This is a genomic window from Bifidobacterium myosotis (genome assembly GCF_002259745.1).
GTDB lineage: Bacteria > Actinomycetota > Actinomycetes > Actinomycetales > Bifidobacteriaceae > Bifidobacterium > Bifidobacterium myosotis.
The window spans coordinates 25,062-49,678 of record NZ_MWWW01000022.1 but is presented as its reverse complement, the minus strand read 5'-3'; the positions used below and the strand labels follow the sequence as shown (position 1 = coordinate 49,678).

General features: G+C 63.6%; 20 protein-coding genes. 15 read left to right on the top strand and 5 right to left on the bottom strand.

Features of this window, described 5'->3' with window-relative positions; genetic code table 11:
- Nucleotides 1-86: 86 nt before the first annotated feature.
- The 11 genes from BMYO_RS08980 to BMYO_RS08930 all read left to right on the top strand — a co-directional run bounded on the left by BMYO_RS08980 (nucleotide 87) and on the right by BMYO_RS08930 (nucleotide 12,207).
- Nucleotides 87-1,067, top strand: coding sequence for a shikimate dehydrogenase family protein (locus BMYO_RS08980; RefSeq protein WP_094668135.1), 981 nt, complete (start codon nucleotides 87-89; stop codon nucleotides 1,065-1,067).
- A 116-nt stretch (nucleotides 1,068-1,183) separates the two neighbouring features.
- Complete coding sequence (rapZ, locus tag BMYO_RS08975; RefSeq protein WP_420807304.1) at nucleotides 1,184-2,140, top strand: RNase adapter RapZ; 957 nt, start codon at nucleotides 1,184-1,186, stop codon at nucleotides 2,138-2,140.
- Nucleotides 2,141-2,317: 177 nt separating this feature from the next.
- The gene (gene whiA / locus BMYO_RS08970) at nucleotides 2,318-3,268 is read left to right on the top strand and encodes a DNA-binding protein WhiA (RefSeq protein WP_094668134.1); all 951 of its coding nucleotides are present in this window, start codon (nucleotides 2,318-2,320) and stop codon (nucleotides 3,266-3,268) included.
- A gap of 369 nt (nucleotides 3,269-3,637) precedes the next feature.
- A complete protein-coding gene (locus tag BMYO_RS08965) occupies nucleotides 3,638-4,843 on the top strand; it encodes a phosphoglycerate kinase (protein WP_094668133.1) in 1,206 nt (401 codons plus the stop codon).
- Between the two features lie 129 nt (nucleotides 4,844-4,972).
- Nucleotides 4,973-5,776 (top strand): triose-phosphate isomerase, encoded by an 804-nt coding sequence (gene tpiA / locus BMYO_RS08960; protein ID WP_094668132.1) that lies wholly within the window; start codon nucleotides 4,973-4,975, stop codon nucleotides 5,774-5,776.
- A 64-nt stretch (nucleotides 5,777-5,840) separates the two neighbouring features.
- Nucleotides 5,841-6,089 carry a preprotein translocase subunit SecG gene (gene secG, locus BMYO_RS08955; protein ID WP_094668131.1) on the top strand — a complete coding sequence of 83 codons (249 nt, stop codon included), beginning with the start codon at nucleotides 5,841-5,843 and terminating at the stop codon, nucleotides 6,087-6,089.
- A gap of 197 nt (nucleotides 6,090-6,286) precedes the next feature.
- Complete coding sequence (locus BMYO_RS08950) at nucleotides 6,287-7,237, top strand: L-lactate dehydrogenase (RefSeq protein ID WP_094668130.1); 951 nt, start codon at nucleotides 6,287-6,289, stop codon at nucleotides 7,235-7,237.
- A complete protein-coding gene (locus tag BMYO_RS08945; RefSeq protein WP_420807302.1) occupies nucleotides 7,234-8,094 on the top strand; it encodes an HAD family hydrolase in 861 nt (286 codons plus the stop codon). Before BMYO_RS08950 ends, BMYO_RS08945 begins: the two co-directional genes overlap by 4 nt.
- A gap of 141 nt (nucleotides 8,095-8,235) precedes the next feature.
- Complete coding sequence (locus BMYO_RS08940) at nucleotides 8,236-9,372, top strand: ADP-ribosylglycohydrolase family protein (RefSeq protein ID WP_094668129.1); 1,137 nt, start codon at nucleotides 8,236-8,238, stop codon at nucleotides 9,370-9,372.
- Between the two features lie 5 nt (nucleotides 9,373-9,377).
- Nucleotides 9,378-10,415, top strand: a complete 1,038-nt coding sequence (locus BMYO_RS08935) for a PfkB family carbohydrate kinase (protein WP_233428240.1) — start codon at nucleotides 9,378-9,380, stop codon at nucleotides 10,413-10,415.
- A gap of 160 nt (nucleotides 10,416-10,575) precedes the next feature.
- Nucleotides 10,576-12,207, top strand: coding sequence for an aminotransferase class I/II-fold pyridoxal phosphate-dependent enzyme (locus BMYO_RS08930; RefSeq protein WP_169834120.1), 1,632 nt, complete (start codon nucleotides 10,576-10,578; stop codon nucleotides 12,205-12,207).
- Here the strand turns inward: BMYO_RS08930 and BMYO_RS08925 are convergent.
- Together BMYO_RS08925 and brnQ are read right to left on the bottom strand one after the other, a co-directional pair.
- Complete coding sequence (locus tag BMYO_RS08925) at nucleotides 12,185-13,333, bottom strand: 5-methyltetrahydropteroyltriglutamate--homocysteine S-methyltransferase (RefSeq protein WP_094668128.1); 1,149 nt, start codon at nucleotides 13,331-13,333, stop codon at nucleotides 12,185-12,187. The two genes, BMYO_RS08930 and BMYO_RS08925, sit on opposite strands and share 23 nt — an antisense overlap.
- 197 nt (nucleotides 13,334-13,530) lie before the next feature.
- The gene (gene brnQ / locus BMYO_RS08920; protein ID WP_094668127.1) at nucleotides 13,531-14,901 is read right to left on the bottom strand and encodes a branched-chain amino acid transport system II carrier protein; all 1,371 of its coding nucleotides are present in this window, start codon (nucleotides 14,899-14,901) and stop codon (nucleotides 13,531-13,533) included.
- Nucleotides 14,902-15,297: 396 nt separating this feature from the next.
- On the opposite strand from brnQ, the gene BMYO_RS08915 reads away from it, so the two are divergent.
- Nucleotides 15,298-15,819: a pyridoxal phosphate-dependent aminotransferase family protein gene (locus BMYO_RS08915; protein ID WP_094668126.1), complete on the top strand. Its 522-nt coding sequence runs from the start codon at nucleotides 15,298-15,300 to the stop codon at nucleotides 15,817-15,819.
- A gap of 390 nt (nucleotides 15,820-16,209) precedes the next feature.
- Here BMYO_RS08915 and tal read toward each other — a convergent pair whose 3' ends face one another.
- Nucleotides 16,210-17,313 (bottom strand): transaldolase, encoded by a 1,104-nt coding sequence (tal, locus tag BMYO_RS08910; RefSeq protein WP_094668125.1) that lies wholly within the window; start codon nucleotides 17,311-17,313, stop codon nucleotides 16,210-16,212.
- A gap of 198 nt (nucleotides 17,314-17,511) precedes the next feature.
- On the bottom strand, nucleotides 17,512-19,614 hold the full coding sequence (tkt, locus tag BMYO_RS08905; protein ID WP_094668124.1) for a transketolase: 2,103 nt from the start codon (nucleotides 19,612-19,614) through the stop codon (nucleotides 17,512-17,514).
- A gap of 379 nt (nucleotides 19,615-19,993) precedes the next feature.
- Between tkt and hrcA the strand changes: the two genes are divergently transcribed.
- A complete protein-coding gene (gene hrcA, locus BMYO_RS08900; protein WP_094668123.1) occupies nucleotides 19,994-21,097 on the top strand; it encodes a heat-inducible transcriptional repressor HrcA in 1,104 nt (367 codons plus the stop codon).
- A 90-nt stretch (nucleotides 21,098-21,187) separates the two neighbouring features.
- Entirely contained in the window at nucleotides 21,188-22,342 is a 1,155-nt protein-coding gene (dnaJ, locus tag BMYO_RS08895) for a molecular chaperone DnaJ (RefSeq protein WP_094668122.1), read from the top strand.
- A 299-nt stretch (nucleotides 22,343-22,641) separates the two neighbouring features.
- Here dnaJ and BMYO_RS08890 read toward each other — a convergent pair whose 3' ends face one another.
- Nucleotides 22,642-23,433 carry a fructosamine kinase family protein gene (locus BMYO_RS08890; RefSeq protein ID WP_094668121.1) on the bottom strand — a complete coding sequence of 264 codons (792 nt, stop codon included), beginning with the start codon at nucleotides 23,431-23,433 and terminating at the stop codon, nucleotides 22,642-22,644.
- 260 nt (nucleotides 23,434-23,693) lie between these two features.
- Between BMYO_RS08890 and BMYO_RS08885 the strand changes: the two genes are divergently transcribed.
- Nucleotides 23,694-24,608, top strand: a complete 915-nt coding sequence (locus BMYO_RS08885) for an undecaprenyl-diphosphate phosphatase (protein WP_094668120.1) — start codon at nucleotides 23,694-23,696, stop codon at nucleotides 24,606-24,608.
- The last annotated feature ends 9 nt before the right edge of the window (nucleotides 24,609-24,617 follow it).

Below are 24,617 nucleotides of genomic sequence, written 5' to 3'. Positions count from 1 at the left end.
CTTAAGTTTCGGCGACCGCCCCGTGAATGTAACAGCTTCTGCCCACGTAGTCAGCTAGCATGGGGAACGTCAACGAAGGAGGGGATATGGTCAACCATCGCTGCGCGGTACTTGGCAAGCCCATCGCGCATTCGCTTTCGCCGGTGCTGCACAACGCCGCATATCGTTCGTTGGGGCTGAACGACTGGTTCTACGACAAACACGAGGTCGGCGAGGAGGAGCTGGACTCCTTCCTGAAAGGGCTGGACCCCTCATGGGCCGGCCTGAGCCTGACCATGCCACTGAAGAAGACCATCCAGCCGTATGGCGTGCCCTCGAACCTGTGGGCCAAGGAGCTGCGCATCGCCAACACCGCCGTGTTCGACTGGGAACAGGCGACCTATGACAATCCGGCGTGGCCCCACGGCAAACCGTGCATCCGTCTCTACAACACCGACGTCGTGGGCATCCAACTCGCCTTCGACAACGCCAATCGGGAGCTCGGCGCCCACCACGGACCGGACAGGAAGCATAACGCGCTCATCATCGGCAACGGCAACACGGCCACCTCGGCCGCCGCAGCCTGCGCGATGATGCAGGAGATAGGCCACGTCACCGTCGCCGCTCGGCACCCGGGCAAGAATCCCGGACTCGGCGATGTACTGGGCAGGTTCATCACCACCCATCATCCGTACGACGAGATTCCGCTGTCCGACGCCGAAGCGCTGCTCGCTGCGGCGGGCGATGCGACGTACGTCATCAACACCATTCCCGGGCACGCGGCCGACGCCGTGGCCGATACGCTTGCCGCCGCCCCGGCCGGCATCGCACCGTTCACCGGTCTGCTGCTCGACGTGGTCTACGATCCGCGCCCCACCAAGCTCATGGCCGCATGGCGCTCCCGCGGCGGCCGCGCCATCGGAGGCGAGGAGATGCTGCTGTACCAAGCCCTCGTACAGGTGCTGCTGATGACCGGCATCTGGGACGATGATCCGCCCAGCGACGCCGACCGGCGTCTGCAGGACACCACCACCGAGGACGACCACTTGGAGATAGCCATGCGCAGGGCGCTTGAGGAGGCGTTGTAATGAATCAGCCGACCCCGAACATCGGCTCCGAACGTGAGTCCGTCATGGCGAATCCCATGCAGGATCCCACGCAGGACCGTGGTGGCACGCAATCGGACAACACGCGGCCGGACGGCATGTCGCCGGCCGGTGCGTTGCCATCCGACGCACGATCGACATCCGATGCGCAGTCGTTAGGAACCCGGCCGAACCCCCTTGATTCGTTCGAGGTGCTCCTCATTACGGGCATGTCCGGCGCGGGCCGTTCGCACGCGGCCGACTGTGTGGAGGACATGGGCTGGTATGTGGTGGACAATCTGCCGCCCAAGCTGCTCGTGCCGCTTGTGGACATGATGACCACCTCCGGCAAGGATGGTGGCGTGCACAAGCTTGCCGCCGTCATCGATGTGCGGTCCCGCAGCTACTTCGACGACCTGTCCGCCGTGCTGGGGCATCTCGATGACCTCGGCGTGAAGACCCGCATCCTTTTCCTCGACGCCAGCAACGAGGTGCTCATCAAACGGTACGAGTCCGTCCGCCGCCCGCACCCGTTGCAGCATGGCAACCGCCTCGTCGACGGCATCCTTGAGGAGCGTCAGCTGCTCGGCAACCTCAAGGAGCGCGCCGACTGGGTGATCGATACCAGCAAGCTTTCCATTCATCAGCTTTCCACGCGGCTCTACGAGGCGATGCTGGGTTCCGGGCCCACGACCGTGGCGGTGCACATTTTCAGCTTCGGTTTCAAGTACGGCATGCCCATCGATGCCGACTTCGTGGCGGATGTGCGCTTTCTGCCCAACCCCTTCTGGGTGCCCTCGCTCCGAGAGTTGACAGGACGGGACAAGCCGGTGGCCGACTACGTACTGTCCAGCAAGGGCGCCAAGGAGTTTCTCGATGCTTATGAGAGGGCCATCGAAATCGCGCTGGAGGGGTATGCGCAGGAGGACAAGCACTACCTGACCATCGCCGTGGGATGCACCGGAGGGCAGCACCGCTCCGTGGCGATGAGCGAGGAGCTCGCCCGTCGCCTTCGCGCGCACGGCCTCAATGTGACCGTTTCCGCGCGTGAACAGCACAAAAGTCGGTCGTCCTGAATGACCACACTGCGAGAAGAAGTAGCCCGAAATGGCCATCGAACGGGTTTGCTTGTCCACGAGATTAGGTATCACAGAAAGCCGATGGCTGCCGGCGCGTCACATGTGCGAGCATAGTGATGACGACTCGAAAACGCCTGAAGCATTGCGGAGAACGGGACTGTAGGAGGTTGGATCTTGGCTCTTCTGGATGATGTTAAAAGCGAATTGGCAGCCTTTGAGGGTGACTCCCCAGCCGCTATCAAGGCCCAAGCCGCTGCCATGATCCGTTTCGGAGGCGGTCTGCGCCCCGTGCAGAACGCCTATGTGATTCAGGCGGTGTTCACTTCGCTCGATGCCGCCGAATGGCTGCGCAACACGTTGAGGGACGTGTTCGGCCATGAAGCCGAGATTAATCATCTCACTAGGCAGACGCCGAACGGTCCGGTCGAGACCTATGTGGTGCTCGTCACGCGCAACGTAGTGGCTTTGGCCCTACAGACGGGTTTGGTGGATCGTCGCAAACAGCAGGTCCGCGGATTGCCGGCCGAAGTTGTCAATGGTTCCATCGCTCAAATCAAGGCCGCATGGCGCGGCGCGTTCATGGCGCGCGGCTTCCTGTCCGATCCGGGCAAGGCCAGCTTCCTGGAGATCGCCTGCCCCACCGAAGAGGCCGCCATGGCCCTATGCGGCGTGGCCCGTCGTCTCGGCATTCAGGCCAAGCACCGTACGCTGCGCAGCTCCGAGCGCGTGACGCTTAAGGACCCGGATGCCATCGAACGCATGCTCAAGCTCATGGGCGCTTCGCGTTCCGCGCGCGAATGGACCGGCAAGCGCTCTGACGGCGAGGCTCGCGGCAAGGCCAACCGTCTGGCCAACTTCGATGATGCCAACATGCGCCGCTCCGCGAAGGCCGCGGCCGAGGCGAGCGAAAAGGTGCAGCATGCCTTCGAGGTGCTGGGCGACAGCATCCCCGACAACCTGCGTCAGGCCGGACAACTGCGCATCGACCATGTGGACAAGAGCCTCGAGGAGTTGGGCAAGCTCGCCGAGCCGCAGATCACCAAGGATGCCATCGCCGGCCGTATCCGTCGTCTGCTCCAGCTTGCCGAAAAGACCGAGAAGGCCCGTGCGGCCGAAGGCAAGTAGGCCTCAGTAGGCTTGTGGATTCAATCAGGTGGGTACCGGACGCGGGTAACTGCATAGGTCAGTCGCCCGCCATGCGTCGCATACGAGAAGCAGGCAACTGATCTCTCCCCGCAAGCACTGTCAAGCTTTGGTCAGGTCCTGTCTAGCCCGATTGCACTGTGGATCCCCACTTCGGCAGCGCCGATGTGAGGGATAGGGGATTACCGCATCCGACGTATGCCGGCCATGCCCGGCCGCATTGACCACAATATGCACGACACCGCATTCATCTACCGGATTGAATGCGGTGTTTTTCGCTTTGTGCCTGTAATATGCGAAGTGGCAAAACTGGCCACTTACTTTGACTTGATTCGTCAAGGAAAGGATATTATGAAGACACTCAAGGATCTTGGAGATCTCAAGGGCAAGCGCGTTCTGATGCGCGCCGATTTCAACGTCCCGCTGGACGGCACCACGATTACCGATGACGGTCGTATCAAGGCTGCGCTGCCGACCATCACGGCCCTGCGCGACGAGGGTGCCAAGGTCATCCTGATGGCCCACCTCGGCCGCCCGAAGGGCAAGGTTGTCCCCGAGCTGTCGCTGGCCCCGGTCGCCAAGCGTCTGGGCGAGCTGCTCGGCGCCGACGTCAAGTTGGCCAAGGACACCTACGGCGAGGACGCTCAGGCCAAGGTCGCCGCGATGAACGACGGCGACGTCGTCCTGCTCGAGAACGTGCGCTTCAACCCGGAGGAGACCAGCAAGGACCCCGAGGTGCGCGCCCCGTACGCCAAGAAGCTCGCCGCCCTCGGCGAGGTCTTCGTCTCCGACGGCTTCGGCGTGGTCCACCGCGCCCAGGGCTCCGACTACGACGTCGCCGCCGATCTGCCGGCCGCCGCCGGCCTGCTGGTCGAGAAGGAAGTCAAGGCCCTGTCCAAGGCCACCGAGAACCCGGAGCGCCCGTTCACCGTGGTGCTCGGCGGTTCCAAGGTCTCCGACAAGCTCGGCGTGATCGAGAACCTGCTCGACAAGGCCAACCGTCTCGTCATCGGCGGCGGCATGGTCTTCACCTTCCTCAAGGCCAAGGGCTACGAGGTCGGCACCTCCCTGCTCGAGGAGGACCAGCTCGACAAGGTCAAGGGCTACATCGAGACCGCCGAGAAGAACGGCGTCGAGCTCGTGCTGCCGACCGACATCGTCGTTAACCCCGGCTTCCCGGCCGGCGATACCCCGGTCGCCCCCGAAGTCGTTGCCGCGGACGCCATCCCGGCCGACAAGATGGGTCTGGACATCGGTCCGGACTCCCAGAAGCTGTTCCACGACAAGATCGTGGACTCCAAGACCGTGGTGTGGAACGGCCCGATGGGCGTGTTCGAGATCCCCGAGTTCGCCGCCGGCACCAAGGCCGTGGCCCAGGGCCTCGTCGACGCGACCGCGGCCGGTGCGTTCACCATCGTCGGTGGCGGTGACTCCGCCTCCGCCGTGCGCAACCTCGGCTTCCCGGAGGACGGCTTCTCCCACATCTCCACCGGTGGCGGCGCCTCCCTCGAGTTCCTCGAGGGCAAGGAGCTCCCGGGTCTGAAGGTGCTCGAGTAGTTGAGTCGTAAAACAAACAGCCCGGTGGACTGTTTGTAGGCGAAAGGGCGGCGATAGCCGCCTTTTCGTTTCGTGGGTCCTCCTCTACACGAGGGAGACCCACACTCTACAACGCAAGGAAGGGAAATTATGGCGTTCAAGCGCATTCCATTGGTGGCGGGCAACTGGAAGATGAACTTCGACCATCTCGAAGCCACCTATTTCGTGCAGAAGCTGGCATGGCTGCTGCGTGATGCGCATTTCGACTTCAAACGGTGCGAGATCGCCCTGTTCCCCTCCTTCACCTCCCTGCGCAGCGTTCAGGTGCTGATCGAAGCGGACCATCTGCGCATCAGCTACGGTGCCCAATCCGTGTCCGTGACCACGCAGGGCGCTTTCACGGGCGACGTCTCGGCGGACATGATCGCCCACCTCGGCTGCTCGTACGTCATTGTGGGACATTCGGAACGCCGTAAATACCATCCCGAGGACGACGCCAACATCGTCGATCAGGTCCGCGCCGTGCTCGCGGCCGGCATGCAGCCGATTCTGTGCGTCGGCGAAAGCTTCGAAGAACGTCGTCAGGGCATCGAACTCGACTTCGCCGTGGGCCAGGTGCGTGACGTCACCCGCGACCTCAGCGACGAGGAGGCCGCCCGGCTCATCGTCGCCTACGAGCCGGTCTGGGCCATCGGCACCGGCATGGTCGCCACCCCGCAATCCGCCCAGGACGCCTCCCAGGCCATCCGCGAGGATCTCAAAGCCACGTTCGGCGAGAAGGTCTCCGAATCCGTGCGCATCCTCTACGGCGGATCGGTCACCTCGAAGAACGCCGAGGAACTCATCCAGCAACCGGATGTGGACGGATTCCTGATCGGCGGCGCGGCCCTGAACGCCGACGAACTGTCCAAAATCGCGCGAATCGTATTGAAATCGACGAAATCCGGGCGCTGATGCGGCGTTTTTCCGCCACATGCGCTATGCTAGTCCACAGTTTGTTACACATCGGAGGTTACCTGTGACCGCTCTTAAGATCACGCTTGAAGTCGTCGTCGTACTGCTCAGCGCCCTGTTGACGCTGCTTATCCTTATGCACAAGGGCAAGGGCGGCGGTCTGTCCGACATGTTCGGTGGCGGTCTGACCCAGAACGCCGGTACGTCCGGTGTGGCCGAGAAGAACCTGAACCGCTGGACCGTAATCATCGCCCTGCTGTGGGTCGCGCTGATCATCGGCCTTGACATGATGACCAAGTTCAACCTCGGCTGATTGTACTTTCGGCTGGCCTGATATGCGACCCATGACCCGTCTGCGGGGTCATGGGTCGCATTCGTTTGCAGCCGCCATCGCCGACCGCACCGGACCAATCAGGCTCGGTGGCGGAACGAGGGGCTCATGCAACGCAGGCCAGATACACGCAGGCACGGATTACAGGTACGGTACGAGATAGAGACAAGGAGCACCACATGGTCACCATGAACCGCAATCGCGTCGTCATCGTCGGCACGGGCCAGGTCGGAGCCACCGCCGCATTCGGCATCGTCACGCACGGCTTGTGCAACGAGCTCGTGCTCATCGACCACTTCGCCGCCAAGGCGCTTGGCGAGGCTCGTGATCTGGACGACGGCAGCGAATTCCAGGACCGTCACGTCAAGGTGCGCACTGGAGACTACGACGATTGCAAGGACGCGGATATCGTGGTCATCACCGTGGGCCGCAAGCCCCCGGTCGGCTCCAACAGACTCGCCGAACTCGGCTTCACGGTCGGCCTCGTGGGCGAGGTCGTGGACAAGGTCATGGCTTCCGGTTTCGACGGCGTGATTCTCATGGTCTCCAACCCGGTGGATGTGATGGCGTGGTACGCATGGAAGCGTTCCGGCCTGCCCCGCACGCAGGTGCTCGGCACCGGCACGGCGCTCGACACCTCGCGCCTCAAGACCATCATCGGCGAGGAGACCGGACTCGACCCGCGCAACGTGGGCGGTTTCGTGATGGGCGAGCACGGCGACTCCCAGTTCGCGGCGTGGTCCACCGTCTCCCTCGGCGGCAAGCCGTTCGCCCGGTTCCTTGCGGACAATCAGGACCGTTTCTCCTCCGTCTCCACCGAGGAGATCGAACGCAAGACCCGCCAGCGCGGCGATGACATCGTTGCGGCCAAGCACGGCACCAACTTCGGCATTGCCTCCACCGTGGCCGGCATCGTGCAGACCATCCTGTGGGACGAGCGCCGCATCGTGCCCGTCTCCACGCTGTTGGACGGCGAATACAGCGAACACGATGTGTTCCTCGGCGTGCCCACCGAGCTGCGCGCCAACGGCGCCAACGAGATCGTCGAACTCGATCTCAGTGATGAGGAACTGGCGAAGTTCCATCATTCGGCCGAAATCGTTCGCTCCTACTGCAAAGGACTGCTGTGACCCGAACCGTGAACCCGCCCGCAGGCCAATCGGCGCTTCCCGACCTCATCGTCGCCGACCTCGACGGCACGGTGTTGCATGACGCCGAGGTGTTCGAGGACCGTGACATCACCCAGCGCAGCATCGATGCCATCAACCGGGCGCATGAGGCCGGCTGCCGGTTCGCCATCGCCACGGCACGGCCGGTGAGCACCGGTCTCAGGTTCGCTGAACTGCTGCCCGTCGACGCGGTGATCTATCTCAACGGCGCGCTCATCGACTTCGACCCGGCGGCCTCCGACTTCGACATGCTCACCTCCGGCGAACTGCCTGAGGACGGTCATCTGGTCAAAATCGGTTTCCCGGCGTCCCGAGCCTGTGAGGTCTGTCTCGACCTGCTCGAACGGATGCCGGATCTGAAGCTCGGCATCGTGATGGACGATGTGCGCTACACCAACTTCGACGTCAGCGTGTACTGGAAGACCCAGACCTTCCGGTACACCGATTTCCATGACGTGCCCGACGGCGTGGCCGACAAGATCACCATCTTCCCCGCTCCGGACCAATGGGATGCCCTGCGTCCACTCATCCCCGACGATTTCGAGGTCTCCATCAGCGAAGGCGTGATGTGGATGCTGATGAACCCGAAGGCCAACAAGGAGTACGCCATGCGGGTCCTGTGCGAGCGCATGGGCGTTCCGCTCGTCCGTACGGTCGCGTTTGGTGATGACCTCATCGACATTGCCATGATGCGCGCGTCGGGCAGGGGAGTGGCCGTAGCCAACGCCAATCCCCAGGTGTTGGCCATCGCCGACGAGGTGTGCCCGTCCAACAACGAGGATGGCGTGGCCCAGTGGATCGAGGCACGGCTCGGTTAGTGTCCTGCGCCAAAAATCTATTCAACGATTTCCGATGCGGAGCACTAGCGCCGCGGCGGTCGGCGGTCTGATGACCCGATGGTTCGATGGTTCGATGGGCGAGTCGGGGTTCATGGGACCGGTGGGGCTACAGTAGGAGTCATGGTGAACGGTACTTCGCACGGCTCCGGCCGCGATCTCGCACGCAATGCTTCCCATGATTCCGTCGGCGTCAGCACGAGCAACGACACATACGACCATGCGCTGGGTGCGCTGCTGGGCTTGGCCATCGGCGACGCGCTCGGCATGCCCACGCAAAGCATGTCCCACGAGCGGATCAGCCTTGAATACGGGTCGACGCCGATTCGCTCGTTCGTGGACGCCTCGCCCAACCAGCCCATCGCCCCGAACATGAAGGCCGGTTCCGTCACTGACGACACCGAACAGGCGCTGCTGCTCGCCGGCCAGCTCATGGATGGCGACGGCGATCTCGACATCCGCCAGTACGCCTACGCCCTGCTCAATTGGGAGGAGGACATGAAGGCACGCGGGTCGCTCGACCTGCTCGGTCCCTCCACCAAACGGGCCCTCGAGCGCTTCCAGGCCGGTATGGACGTGGAGCAGACCGGCATACTCGGCACCACCAATGGCGGCGCGATGCGCGCATGCCCCATCGGCATCGCCAACCGGCCCGGGCCGCATCTGGCCGAGACCGCTCGCCGATCCTCCATCGTGACGCACAACACCGAGCAAGGCATCGAATCCACGATGCTGGTGGCCGCCGCGGTGAGCTACGGCATCGATGGCGCAGACCCGGAGGAAGCCATGCTCATGGCCTGCAACTACGTGGCCGGATACCTTGCCATGAGCCGTTTCGAAGGCCATGCGCTCGGCCACTGGTCTCCCAAGGCCTCGGTGATCGCCCGCACGCGGTGGGCCATCAACTGGGCGCGCAATCATACCGGTGACGATGCGGTCGACCTGTACGACCACGACATGTTCGGCGACCAGCTGCGTGCGCTCATCGGCACCAGCGTGGAGGCCAACGAGTCCGTGCCCGCCGCGTTCGCCATCGCCACCCGATACGCGCAGCGGCCCTACGACGCGCTATGTGTGGCCGCCAACATCGGGGGCGACACCGACACCATCGCCGCCATGACCGGCGCGATCCTCGGTGCGGCACACGGTGCGTCCGCCTTCCCGGAATCGCTCGCCACCACCGTGCAGGACGTCAACGACCTCGATTTGGCCACCACCGCCGACCGGCTGCTGGCCCTGTCCGGAAGGAACGACGCGTGAGCCATATGAGCATGAACAACACGAATCGTATGAATGCGGAGGACCGGTTCACGTCGGCTCAACCGACGGCAGCGCAATCGGCCGAGCCACGGCCGGCAACAGGACGGGTCATCAGCATGGGCCAGATGCTGGTGGACCTCACCATGCGCATCGACCGCGTACCTGAACCGGGCGGCGACGCCTTCGCCGACGAGGCCGTCGCGCGGGTGGGCTCCAGCTTCAATATCCTGCATGCTGTGAGGCAGATGGGTGTTCCCGCCGCGCATGGCGGCATCATCGGCACCGGTCCGTGGGCGGCGCAAATCCGCGCAGCGCTGGCCGACGACGGCATCGACCACATCGGTCTGACCGATTCGTCACGCGACTCCGGCATCTGCATTGCCATGACCGACGCACGCGCCGAGCGCACGTTCGTCACCGTGCGTGGAGCCGAGACACAGGGTGACGAGCACTGCTTCGATGCGTTGAATCCGTCCGACACCGACATCGTGCATATCAACGGATACACGTTCGCCCACCCCACCTCACGCGGATTGCTCGCCTTCCTCGAACGATACCGGACGCACCGGTTCACCACCGTGTTCGACCCGTCTTCGGTGGCAGCCGGCGCCGAAGACCGCCTGCTGGACGCCATCGTCGCCCATCGGCCGATCTGGTCGTGCAATTATGAGGAATCGCTGGCTTTGGCGCGGCGTCTGGGATTGTCTGGCGCGGTATTGGAGGATGCCGCCGGCACCTGTGCGGCGTTGAGCGGACGACTGGACGCGCCGGTGATCCTGCGCGCGGGGGCCTCGGGCGCATGGCTTAGCGCCGCGCCGGGGGAGCGTTCGGTGCTTATTCTCTCCCACCATGTGCATGCCGTGGATACCAACGGCGCCGGCGACTGTCACGTCGGCGTGGTGAGCGCCGAACTCATCCGTGGCGCCTCGCTTGAGGATGCGGTGCGCGCGGCCAATGTGGCCGCCGCGATTTCGGTGACCCGTCGCGGGCCCGCCACCTGCCCCGCCCGCAGTGAGGTTGAACCATTGCTGAACCGTGCCTAGTGGTCTGTCTCACTAGTAATCACTAGTAATGAGACAGATCATCGGACAGGACGGTCCGTTATTTGAACGCGGCACACGCCTGTAATTGAACTAGTGTTGAACCGGGCGTATGCTTTGAACCGTTGTTCAACAATAAATTGAACTCTTGGTTGGAGGCATGATGAGCGTATCGGTGTTCGCGGAGCGGCTGCGCAAGGCGATGGACAGCAGGGGACTCAAGCAGATCGATCTGGTGCGCGCCGCCGAACGCAATGGCGTCAAGATGGGCAAAAGCCACATCAGCCAATACGTCGCCGGTAAGACCATGCCGCGCGAGGACGTGCTGAACTTCCTCGCCAATGAACTGGACGTTGACGTGAATTGGCTGCACGGCGAGGAATCACAGCCGCAGCTCCAGGGAGCAGCAGCCACGCCCGTCGAGTCCGTCGCCACTTGCCCGCAGGAACAACCGGCCGGCTTCGGCGCCACGTCCATCACCGCAGCGGCAGCCGGTGCCGACACGCCGGGACCGACCGCCGCGCATCCCGACATGAACGCCGTGAACCTCGCGGATGCCGAAATCCCGACGGCCCGTCGCCGCTCCTTCGGCAAATCCCACAAGCTTGACAACGTGCTGTACGACGTGCGCGGTCCGGTGGTGGACGAGGCTGCCCGCATGGAGGCGGACGGCACCCACATCCTCAAATTGAACATCGGCAACCCGGCGCCGTTTGGCTTCCGCACGCCGGACGAGGTCGTCTACGACATGGCCCACCAGCTGACCGACACTGAAGGCTACTCGCCGTCCAAGGGCCTGTTCTCCGCGCGCAAGGCCATCATGCAGTACGCGCAGCTCAAGAATCTGCCGAACGTCACCATCGACGACATCTACACCGGCAACGGCGTGAGCGAGCTCATCAACCTGTGCATGTCCGCGCTGCTGGACGACGGCGACGAGGTGCTCATCCCCAGCCCCGACTATCCGCTGTGGACCGCCTGCGTGAATCTGGCCGGCGGCACCGCCGTGCACTACGTGTGCGACGAGCAGTCCGAATGGTATCCGGACATCGACGATATCCGCGCCAAGATCACCGACCGTACCGTGGCCATCGTGCTCATCAACCCGAACAACCCGACGGGCGCGCTCTATCCGAAGGAGGTGCTCCAGCAGATCGTCGACATCGCGCGCGAACACCAGCTCATGATCTTCTCCGACGAGATCTACGACCGTCTCGTCATGGACGGGCTCAAACACATCTCCATCGCCTCGCTCGCCCCGGATCTGTTCTGCGTCACGTTCTCCGGACTGTCCAAGTCCCACATGATCGCCGGCTACCGCGTCGGCTGGATGGTGCTGTCCGGCAACAAGCGTATCGCCAAGGACTACATCGAGGGCATCAACATGCTGGCGAACATGCGTATCTGCTCGAACGTGCCCGCCCAGTCCATCGTGCAGACGGCCCTCGGCGGGCACCAGAGCGTGAACGACTACATCGTGCCCGGCGGCCGTCTGTACGAGCAGCGCGAATACATCTACAACGCAATCAACGCGATCCCCGGCTTGACCGCCGTCAAGCCGAAGGCCGCGTTCTACATCTTCCCGAAGATCGACGTCAAGAAGTTCAATATCCGCGACGATGAGCAGTTTGCCCTCGATCTGCTCCACGACGAGCGCATCCTCATCACCCGAGGTGGCGGCTTCAACTGGGCCGAACCGGACCACTTCCGCATCGTGTATCTGCCCCGCATCGAAGTACTCAGGGATGCGACCACCAAGATCGCGGACTTCTTCAGTTATTATTGGCAGGCGTGAGGTCGGTCTCCGCCGATGAAGGCCATACCTCCTCGGCGATGGAACGTACCAGAGCGATCTTGGCCCACTGCTGGTCTTCGGTGAGGTGGTTGCCTTCCTCGGTGGAGGCGAAGCCGCACTGGGTGGACAGGCACAGGCGCTCCAGCGGCACATACTGCGCTGCCTCGGCGATACGGGCCTTGATGGTCTCGGGGTCCTCGAGCTCCGGCTTCTTCGAGGTGATGAGGCCGAGCACCACCTGCTTGCCGTCCGAGACCTTGGCCAGCGGCTCGAAGTCGCCGGAACGGTCGTCATCGAACTCCAGATAGTAGGCGGCCACGTTCTCCTCGCCGAACAGCACATCCGCCACCTGGCCGTATCCGCCGGCGGAGAACCACTGCGACTGGTAGTTGCCGCGGCAGATATGCGTGGTGACCACCATGTCGTCCGGCACGGCGGCGATCACCGCGTTGTTCACCGCAGCGTACTGGCGCTGCACGGTTTTGGCGTCCACGCCGAACACGGTGTCCTTGAAGTCCTCGGACACGAACGCGCCCCATGTGCAGTCATCGAACTGCAGCGTGCGGCAGCCCGCCTCGTACAGGTCATGCGCCACCTGGATGTAGGCGTTGGCGATAGCCTCGGCCAGAGCGTCACTGTCCTTGTACGGGTTGGTCGCGTCCTCGGCGATGCCCTGCTGCAGCACGAACAGCGTCTGCGCGGGGGAGGGGACGGTCTGCTTGGCGCGGGTGTTGTCATCCTCAAGCGCCTTGACGAACCGGTAATGCTCCACGAACGGGTGGTGCTCGCCGCTGATCTCGCCGTCCACGCCGGCCGCCTCGACCACGGCCGTGCCATCGGAGCCCTTGAACTGGATGGGAGCCGTGCCGCGCTTGACACCCTGCAGATTCCACATGAAATCAAGATGCCAATAGGCGCGACGGAACTCGCCATCCGTGATCACATGCAGTCCCGCCGCCTTCTGCTTGGCCACCAGATCCACGATGACCTTGTCCTCCACGGCCTTCAACGCATCGGCGTCGATGCGGCCCGCCTCGAAGTCGGCGCGGGCGGCCTTGAGCTCGGCGGGACGCAGATAGCTGCCCACCACATCCGCACGGAACGGCGCGTTCTTCGCATAGGTCATAGTCGTTCGTCTCCTTTGAACCGTTGGTGTGAACCAGACCAATCAGAATCCGGCTCGTTCGTTCCACTCAGCCGCTCCGACAATCGCCCTCGTGCCGGCGTCGTATGAAACGGCATACGTGACGTACCTTACCCGAATACTCCGCCGCACGCCTCCGCTCATCTCACCAATCATCCCGCCAACCTGACTGCCGGACGCTAGACCCGACCGTGAACCCGTCCGTCGGCGGCACCACGGACGAGTGAATCAATCACGCCGATCGCGAGGCCGAGAGCGGCCGGGACCAGCCAGCCGAGCTGATAGGACTGCATCGGCAGCAGTCCCAATACGGCAGCGAGCCACGGCAGCGAGCCGCCGAACACCTGCACCAACGATTCGATGCACCCCAGAACCGCCACGATGCCCACCAACAGAACGGTCCAGAAGTACACGCGCGGGAAGCGCGCACCGAACACATGATGGGTCAGGGCCAACAGCACCAGCACGATAGCCATCGGATACAGGGCGGAGAGCACCGGCACGGACACCTTGATGATCGCGCTCAGTCCGGCGTTCGACACCACGAAGCTGAACACGGTGAACAGCACCTGCCAGGCGCGGTAGCTCACTTTCCGGCCGGCGACGGTGGGGAACTTCGTATGGAAATAGGTGGCGCATGTGCAGATTAGCCCAGTGCACACATTCAGACAGGCGATGACGAACACCAGACCGAGGAACACCGTGCCGCCCGCGCCGAACACCGAGGACGTGAGATTGGTGAGCACCGTGGCGCCCGTGTCCGTCGCGGGATCGATTGCGGCGATTGCGCCGGAGACCACGCCCACATAGGCGAGCGCGCCATAGATAAGCACCAGCAGCACGCCGGTGCCGAGACCCGCGAACGCCGTCTCGCGTTGCACCTGCGCCTCGTCGTCCACCTGCTGCGCGCGGATGTTCGCCGAGATCACGATGCCGAAGTACAGGGCGGCCAGCAGATCCATGGTCTGATATCCGTCAAGGAAGCCACGTGCCAGCTGATTGACCGCATAGTCACCCATCGGCTTGGCCGGTGTGCCGATGCCATGCACCAGGCAGGCCACGAACAGCGCGGCGATAAGGACGAGTAGCAACGGACCCATGAAACGGCCCAGCACCTTGGAGAGCTTTTCGGGATGCTGGGCGAAGACGAACGCCAGTGCGAAGAACACGAACGAGTAGACGAGCCGCGCGAGCCAGATGGAACCGTCCGGTGTGAACGGGGCGACCATCATCTCGAACGAAGTGGTGGCCGTGCGGGGGATGGCGAAGCACGGGCCGATGGTCAGGATGATGGCGAGTCCCAGGAACAATGCGAACCTGGGGGAGACGCGGGTGGCCAGTTTGTCGAAGCCGCCGGCGAACGTCACCGCCATCACGCCAAGAATCGGCAGACCCACTGCCGAGACGATGAACCCGATGGCCGCGGGCACCGTGGCGGAACCGGCCTGAGCGCCCACGAACGGGGGGAAAATCAGGTTTCCGGCCCCGAAGAACATCGAAAAGAACGTGAACGTCATCACCACTCGTGCGCGAGTGTTCAACATATGCATATCCTGCCTCTCTCCGTACGAGTTGCACTTTCCGCGGACCTGATGCCTGCGTGAATTAATTCGTTGATGGTATTGTCGGCCCTCCTCGTCAGGGGGAGTTGGCCCGGTGAAGAGATTCTGAAGGGTGGCCATTGAGTCAACGAATCTCTAACGCGGGATACTAGCAGCCAACATGAGCCGTGGTCAAGGTTATGCGGCCCGTGTGCGACGATCATGCTCACGTATCGATCATGCGACCATATTGACCTGCAGGCATGTGGCCATGCTCGTGTGCTGGTCATGCGACCGGCGCGCGGCACGGACCCTCCTAACCCGTGGACGGCGCTTTCGCGGAAACATCGCACGTCTACGATATGGGCAACAACCGTACCAATGGGCGGATTGAGGAGGTAAGGTATGCCGGAGGTTTCGCATCGCGCGCAGGAAGCGCTGTATCCCAGTGTCAGGGAGATGTTCGAGCTGGCGGCCGGCGTGCCGGGTGCGATTTCGTTCGCCGTGGGGGAGCCCGGCTTCGACACGCCTCGGCCGATGATAGACGCCGCGTATCAGGCGGCGATTCACGGCGACACGCATTACACGCCGAATCGCGGCACGTTGGCGCTGCGCCGGGCATGGTGCCGGTACCGCGCCCGGATTGACGGTGCGTTACCTGACGACGCGAGGTCGGACGGCGCGGGTTCGGATGAGTCCGGCGACGGCCTCGCCTACGACCCGGACAACGAGATCATCGTGACCACGGGTGGCATGAACGACCACGACTTCGCCGTACGCTTGCTGCATGAGGCCAAAGTGGTGGTGACCCCGGCGTCGGGTTTCGGCTCGCGGGGCCGTGGCTACGTGCGCCTGTCCTACGTCGGCACCGCCGAGGACACCGCGGAGGGTCTGCGCCGCATGCGCGCGTGGCTGGATGCTGCTTGACTAGCCAGCCGTTTAGGGACATGCTTGCGCTGTGCCGCATGCGCGTATGGCTGGATGGGCTGGTGGACGCGCTACGTGTTTGGCGATGACAACAGGCGGTAAGTACGCGTCTCGTCGAAGGTCCCGCGTACTTACCGCTTGTTTCGGGCTTAAGAGGGACGGTAAGTACGCGGGTGCTTCGTAACGGCGCATACATACAGTCGTTTTGTGGATCTCCCACTGATTCGGATGAAGCGGCCGATGGCAGTCCTCGGAAATCCGTGACAGTCCATAACAACCAGTCCATAACAAAGGGGGCTTCCTTCCCAACCCGCAGTGGATTGGGAAGGAAGCCCCCCTGAAAAACCTCACGGCAGGGACGTTATAAGACGTCTACCGCCGCAAATGGTCTCAGGCGTTCACGCGATCGATGCCGGACTGCACGTCGGCGAGCACGGAATCCCAGGACTTGATGAAGGCGGCGACACCGTCGGCCTCCAGCTTGTCGGTGACGTCCTTGAGGTTGATGCCCAGCTCAGCCAGCTTGTTGATGATGGCGTGGGACTCCTCGTAGGTGCCCTCGATGGACGGGGCGCCGTTGCCGTGGTCGGCCAGGGCGTTCAGGGTCTTCTCCGGCATGGTGTTGACGATGTGCTTGGCAACCAGCTCGTCAACGTACTTGCAGTCGGAGTAGGCCGGGTTCTTAGTGCCGGTGGAGGCCCACAGCGGACGCTGGACCTTGGCACCCTTGGCGGCCAGGTCGGCCCAGCGCGGATCCTCGGCGAACTTCTTCTCGAACAGCTCGTAGGCCAGACGGGCGTTGGCCACGGCGGCCTTGCCCTCGAGGGCCTTGGCCTCGTCGGAGCCGTTGGCTTCCAGCAGCTTGTCCACGGCGGTGTCCACGCGGGAGACGAAGAAGGAAGCGACGGAGCCGATGTGCTTGAGGTCGTGGCCGTTGGCGTCAGCCTGGGCGATGCCCTCGATGTAGGCGTCGATGACCTGCTCGTAGCGCTCGAGCGAGAAGATCAGGGTGACGTTGACGGAGATGCCCTTGGCCAGGGTGGCGGTGATGGCCGGCAGGCCCTCGAGGGTCGCCGGGATCTTGATCATGGCGTTCGGACGGTTGACCTTCTCCCACAGCTCAACGGCCTGCTTCTCGGTGGCCTCGGTCTCGTGGGCCAGACGCGGGTCGACCTCGATGGAGACACGGCCGTCGACGAAGTCGGTGGCCTCGGCGATCTCGCGGAAGATGTCGGTGGCGTTGCGCACATCGGTGGTGGTGAGCTCGCGCACGGCGGTCTCGACGTCAACCTTGCCGAGTTCCTTGAGCTGAGCGTCGTACGGGCCGACCTGGCTCAGGGCCTTCTGGAAGATGGACGGGTTGGTGGTCACACCAACGACGTTCTTGTTGGCGATGAGGTCCTGCAGGGAGCCGGACTCGATGCGGGAGCGGGACAGATCGTCCAGCCAGATGGAAACGCCGTTGTCGGACGTACGCTGAGTTGCTTCAGTCATTGTGTTTTCTCCTTGATGGATTTCGCCCTAGGCTCCCTTTTCCGTGGATGAGGGAAGCCGTCCGCTGATGCGGACCGGAGGGGAGTGGGCTCAAGCATTGCTCTCCTCCAGTCAGACTTTCGCCTGACGGCTCCCCTCGGAAAGGGGAGCCAACAAAATCATTCGGTTATATGGACGCGCCGATACGGGAAAACCGAATCAGGCGTTCACCTCGGCCAGGGAAGCCTCGGCGGCCTCGACCACATGCTCGGCGGTGATGCCGAGGTCGATCATGTTCTGCGCGCCGTTGCCCTGCAGGCCGAACTGCTCGATGGAAACCGGCTTGCCGTAGGTGCCGAGGTACTTGTACCACGGCATGGCCACACCGGCCTCGACGGAGACGCGGGCCTTGACGGAAGCCGGAAGCACGGCCTCCTTGTACTCGGCGTCCTGCTCCTCGAACCACTCCATGGACGGGAAGGAGACCACGCGGGCCTTGATGTTCTTCTCGGCCAGGGTCTTGGCGGCGGCCACGGCCCACTGGACCTCGGAACCGGAGGCCATGATGATGACGTCCGGGGTGCCCTCGGTGTCGACGAGCACGTAGGCGCCCTTCTTGACACCTTCCTTGGCCTTGGCGGCGGTCTCGGCGAGGGTCGGGACACCCTGACGGGTCAGCACCATGGCACCCGGCAGGGTGTTCTTCTTCTCGAAGAAGTAGCGGTATGCCTCGGCGGTCTCGAAGGCGTCGGCAGGACGGATGACCTCGAGCTGCGGGATGGCGCGGAAGGAGGCCAGGTGCTCGACCGGCTGGTGGGTCGGGCCGTCCTCGCCCACGGCCACGGAGTCGTGGGTCCACACGTACAGGTTCGGGATCTCCATGAGGGCGGCCAGACGGACGGCGGAGCGCTCGTAGTCGGAGAACATGAAGAAGGTGCCGCCGAACGGACGGGTGTGGGAGCCCAGCAGGATGCCGTTGGTGATGCAGCCCATGGTGAACTCGCGCACGCCGAAGTGCAGCTGGCGACCGAACTCGTTGCAGTTCGGCCACTGAACGGTGGCGCACTCGGCCGGGGCGAAGGTGGCGGCGCCCTTGAGGTCGGTCTTGTTGGAGCCACCGAGGTCGGCGGAGCCGCCCCAGAGTTCCGGCATGACGGCCGCGATGGCGTTCAGGACGGAGCCGGAGGCGCCACGGGTGGCGACGCCCTTGCCGACCTCGAAGGTGGCCTCGAGATCGTCGATGGCCTTGTCGAAGTCCTCAGGCAGCTTGCCGGCCTTGATGCGGTCGTACAGGGCGGCCTTGTCCGGGTTGGCCTTGCGCCAGGCGTCGAACTTCTCGTCCCATTCCTTGTGGGCCTCGAGGCCGCGCTCGGCGACCTTGCGGGCGTGGGCGAGGGCCTCCTCATCGACGTGGAAGGACTCCTCCGGGTCGTAGCCGAGGAGCTTCTTGAGGCCGGCGACGGCCTCGGCGCCCAGCTTGGAGCCGTGGGAGGACGGGTCGTTGGTCTTGCCCGGGGTCGGCCAGGCGATCAGGGAGTGGACCTTGATGAGCTTCGGCTGATCCGGAGCGGCGGCCTCGGCCTTGGCGATCACGTCGGCCAGACCCTCGATGTCCTCCTTGTAAGAGCCATCGGGCTGGATGAAGCTGAACTCGTCGGTGTACCAGCCGTAGGCCTGGAAGCGCTTGAGCACGTCCTCGGCCAGCACTAGGTTGGTGTCGCCCTCGATCTGGATGCGGTTGGCGTCGAAGATCACGGTCAGGTTGCCGAGCTTCTGGTTGGCGGCAAGAGCGGCGGCCTCGCCGGAGATGCCTTCCTCGATGTCGCCTTCACCGCAGATGGCCCAGATCTTGTGGTAGAACGGGGACTCTTCCTTCGGGGTCTCCGGGTCGAGCAGACCGCGCTGGAAACGCTCGCCGTAGGCGAAGCCGATGGCGGAGGCGAAGCCCTGGCCCAGCGGGCCGGTGGTCATCTCAATGCCCGGGGTCAGGCCGTACTCGGGGTGGCCCGGTGTACGGGTGTCGGCGCCACCGCGGAAGTGCTTGAGGTCGTCCAGGGTCACGCCGTAGCCGGAGAAGTACAGCTGAACGTACTGGGTGAGGGATGCGTGACCGCCCGAAAGGATGAAGCGATCGCGGCCTTCCCAGTTGGGATCGTTCGGATCATGCTTGATGAAGTGCTGGTACAGGGTGTAGGCGACGGGCGCCAGGGAGATGGGGGAACCGGGGTGGCCGGAACCGGCCTTCTCAACCGCGTCGGCCGACAGGACCTTGGCCATCTTGATGGCGCGTTCGTCCAGTTCGGTCTCCTTGAATTCGGTCATGGATTACTTTCCTTCCAATTGGTCGGGCCGCGTATCCGGCTTGTGCCGAGCGCAAGACGCCCTCACATTGCGTTTCCCATGCTAGCGTCGGTTTGCGACGTTGTGGTGCAATTTTGGCGTGTTTTGGTAACTTGTGTGCTGTTAGCGTTCACAATTATCGTCACTTCGCTACGGACGAACGGGTTAGCACTCGAAACGCCGGAGTGCTAATACAATGGTACGCGGTAGCTGCGTAGGCGATTGCGTCCAGCGGCGACTCGATTCGGCGGAATTCCAATGGAATGAGGGCGAATCGAAGTGTTTGCTCGGTCGTTTGAAAGTCGCATGAGGAGCGCAGGTGAACCGTGCATGAATTCTTGCCATATATAAGGAGGCGCGCATGACGCAATCGCGACGCATGCTGGTGCTGCGCGCCGTGGTGGAGGACTACATCCGCTCGCAGGAGCCGGTGGGGTCCACGTCACTGACCAAACAACACCATCTGGGGGTCAGCTCGGCCACCATACGCAACGACATGGCCGCGCTCGAGGACGAGGGCTATCTGATCCAGCCACACACCTCGGCGGGCCGTGTGCCCACCGAAAAGGGGTACCGCTATTTCGTGGACCGGCTGGCCACCGTGGTGCCGCTCAGCGAGGCCCAACGCAGGGGCATCAACAGTTTCCTGTCCGGTTCGGTGAGCCTTACCGACGCGCTGCAGCGTTCGGCGCGTCTGCTTTCGGAGATCACCGGTCAGGTGGCCGTCGTGGCGTCGCCGTCGCTGGCCAAGGCCACGTTGCGCCATGTGGAGATGGTGCCGGTCGCCATGACCACCCTGCTCGCCGTGGTCATCACCGACAGCGGCCGTGTGGCGCAGCATGGTCTCGGCGTCTCGGCGATGCCGCCGACCGACGCGGTCGCGCGTCTGTCCAATGCGGTCAACGAGCAGTGCAATGGCCTGTCGCTGTCGCGATCGGCCGAAACGGTGCGTGCCATCGGCTCCTCCGTGGGATATGAGGACGTGCGCGCGGTGGCCGAATCGTTGGCCGACGCCTTCGAATCGATGGCGCTGGACGAACGGGCCAACGAGCTGTATATGTCCGGCGCCTCCCGACTCGCCCATACCCAGTCCGTGGCCGATTTGGCCCCGCTGTTCGACGCGCTGGAGGAACAGGTGGTGCTCATGAAGCTCATGAGCAACCTGAGCGAGGAGACGAACGCTTCGGGCGTGGGCGTGTCCATCGGGTCGGAGAACCACAGTCCGGAGCTGTTGCACGCCTCGGTGGTGAGCAGCGGCTACGGGCGTGCGGCTGCGGCGCGCGACGCGGACGGGGAGCAGGACGGGGATGAATCGTCCGTTGGTGACACGTCCGGTTCCGCCGACGAACCCATCGCCTTCGTCGGATCCATCGGTCCCACGCACATGGATTATGCCGCCACCATGGCGGCGGTCAAGGCGGTGGCACGGTATCTTACGGCGTTCGTCCGTGACGGGCTGGCCTAGACGGACAGTCGCGGACGAATCGGTCGTCCACTGACCGCGGGATATGGCACAATAACCCGCGGACCAAACGAACACAAAGGAACAAATTAAGTGGCAGATTATTACGAGACGTTGGGCGTGGACCGCAACGCCAGCGACGACGAGATCAAGAAGGCCTACCGCAAGCTCAGCCGCAAATACCACCCTGATATCGCGGGGCCGGAGTTCGAGGACAAGTTCAAGGAAGTGAACAACGCCTACGACGTGCTGTCCAACCCCGACAAGCGTCGCATGTACGACTCCGGTGTGGATCCCAACGACCCGAACGGCGGCGCGGGCGGCTTCTCCGGCGCCGGGTTCGGCGACATGGGCGACGTCTTCTCCACGTTCTTCGGATCTGCGTTTGGCGGCGGCGCGCAGGGGCCCGTGTCGCGCACCCAGCCCGGTCGCGATTCGCTGGCCTCCGCATCCATCGACCTCAAGACCGCGGTGTTCGGCGGCACGGCCCATGTGAAGATCAACACGTTCTCGCTGTGTCAGGAATGCGGCGGTTCCGGCGCCCAGGGCGGCGCCCAGCCGGTCACCTGCCCCGACTGCCACGGACAGGGCTTCCGGCAGAAGGTCGTGCGCACCATGCTCGGCCAGATGATGACCTCGGCGCCATGCGAGCGCTGCGAAGGCCACGGCACCATCATCACCAACCCGTGCCCGAGCTGCATGGGCCACGGTCGCGTGCGCACCACGCGCAACGTCGGCGTGACCGTGCCCGCGGGCATCAACGACAACGCGCGCCTGCGTCTGGCGAACCAGGGTGAGGTCGGCGAGGGCGGCGGCGCCGCGGGCGACCTGTACATCGACGTTCATATCCGGGCGGACAAGCAGTTCACGCGCGACGGCGACGATCTGCACTGCTGGATTCAGGTGCCGATGAGCTGGGCGGTGCTCGGCCACGATCTCGCCATCGACACGTTCGACGGCGAGCAGACCGTGACCATCCCCGCCGGTTGCCAGCCTGAGGATACGGTCACGCTCAAAGGTCTGGGCGTGACGAACCTGCGTCGCAACGATGAGCGTGGCAACCTCGTCGCACATGTGAACGTGCTCATTCCCACCAAGCTCAACGATGCCGAACGCGGCCTCATCGAACAGTTCGCGGCCTCCCATGATGCGGACGCCGGCCATGTGTCGCAAGCGTCCCGTCCGCAGGCCGGGGGCGGCCAGAAGAAGGGCGGGTTCTTCAGCAAGTTGAAGGATGCGCTGGGCTGAGCACTCAGCGACGCAACAGTGGGATGAAACGTAAGTTAGCGACGAAGCCGACTTATGTTTCATCCCACTTTGTTATCTGAAAACGGGACGAAACATAAGTCAAGGTCGTTCCGGACTTATGTTTCGTCCCGTATCGTGCATCATTAATTCGTTGATTTTGGCTCCCCTTGTTAGGACGTTGCGCGCGGGGCGCGTCCAAAATTGCAGGACGACCTGACCCGCGAAGCGGGACTGAGGGGTAGCCAATTCGGCAAGGCGATTCTGACGCAGCCCACTAATACCTTTTAGTATCACTGCGACTACTTGAGCAGCGAGCGGCACATCGAGCGGTACTCACTCACATAGCCGCCGCCGAAGAACACGCAATGGCCGGCGATCGGATAGAGCTGCCACAGCGTGATGCGCTCCTGCCAGCCGGCCTTGAGCGGGTGGACGGACTGGTATCCGTCGGTGATCTCACTCAGATAGCTCATGCCGAACAGGTGCAGCATGGCCAGATCCTCCTCGCGATGGCCGCCGTGGGCCGCGGGATCGATGAGCACGGCCTCCGAATGGCCGCGGTCCGCGGTCCACATCACATTGCCGCTCCACAGGTCGCCGTGGATGCGTGCGGGCTTGTCGTCGGCCGCCCGGCCCATGATGTCCGGCAGCGCCTCGATCACCCGTTCCGTCAATTCGACGTCGCGATGGTCGAGCTCGCCGCGGCGCACGCCCAGATCGACCATCGGGCGCAACCGGCCATCGGCGAAGTAGCTGATCGGATCGGTCCATTCGCCGGTGTCCATCTTCACCGGGTCCTGCAGGGGGCCGAAGTAGCACGTACCGTCGTACCCTTCCGGGGCCGAGCCGAAGTACGGGGCGCCGGCGTCGTGCATGCGGGCCAGCGCCGCACCGAAATCATGCGCGGCCTTGGGCGTCGGGGAGGAGCTGGAGATACGCTCGATGTCCAGGTAATCCTTGCCCCAGTCGTACACCTCGACCACGCGCGGACCTCCCTGCGCGTGCGCGGCGCCCAGCCATTTGAGCCCGCGGCCCTCGCATTCGAAGAACCCCTGCGGCGCAAACGCCCTGCTCTTGCGGTAAACGGTCATGACCACTCCTTAACTCTTAAACTCTTGGTGCGCTCGTTTCGCCCGTGCGCGTCGGCTGCCATGCGCATTGCCTCGCACATCGTACATCCTGCGATTGCGTCGCATGTGATGCATGGCGACGCGGGTGACGGTTTCATTGTAGAAGCCGTGCAGTTTACGTTTTCCTAGTGTTGTTCTACGCCCCTTTGGGTATCGTGTTCTTCCGTCTACCACAGTACGTACATCAGATACATCACATATCACGGAAGTGACGAAGGGTTATGAATTTCTTCCAAGCGCTTTTCATGGGTCTGGTCCAGGCGCTCACCGAATACCTGCCGGTGTCGTCCAGCGCCCACATCCGTATCATCGGCGACCTGATGATCGGTCGCGACCCCGGCGCGGCGTTCACCGCCATCATCCAGATCGGCACGGAGCTGGCCGTCATCCTGTATTACCGACGGGACATCATCCGCATTCTGGGCGCATGGTTCGGCTCCCTGTTCGGCAAGGAGGGCAAAGACCTCAAAAGCCGTCTCGGCGCCCATAATCCGGATACGCAGATGGGATGGTTCATCATCATCGGCACCATGCCGATTCTCATCGCCGGACTGCTGTTCAAGGACGCCATCGAGACCACCCTGCGCAACCTTTGGATCACGGTGACCGTGCTCATCATCTTCGGCGTGCTGCTGTGGGTGTTCGACGCGCGCTCCAAGCAGCTCAAGACCATGAAGCAGATGACCTGGAAGGACGCGTTGCTGTTCGGCATCGGCCAGATGCTGGCGCTTATCCCGGGCGTCTCGCGTTCCGGCGGCACCATCACCTTCGGCCGTGCGATGGGCTACACCCGTGAGGCCGCCGTTCGGGTGAGCTTCCTCATGGCCATCCCGGCGGTGTTCGGCGCCGGTATTCTCGAAACCGTCTCCGCAGTCAAGGACGTCGCGGCCTGCTCCGGCGGTGACGCCGCCGCCTGCACGGCGATCGGAGCGTTCCCCGGCTGGGGCCCCACCATCGCCGCCACGCTGGTCTCGTTCTTCGTGGGCTACGTGGTGATTATCGGCTTCCTGAAGTTCGTGGCCACGTTCTCCTACAAGGCCTTCGCCATCTACCGCATCGGTCTGGCCGTGGTGGTGGCGCTGCTGCTCATCACCGGTGTTCTTCCCGCCATCGATCCGTCCATGGTCGCGGCGTAGGCGCGGGAA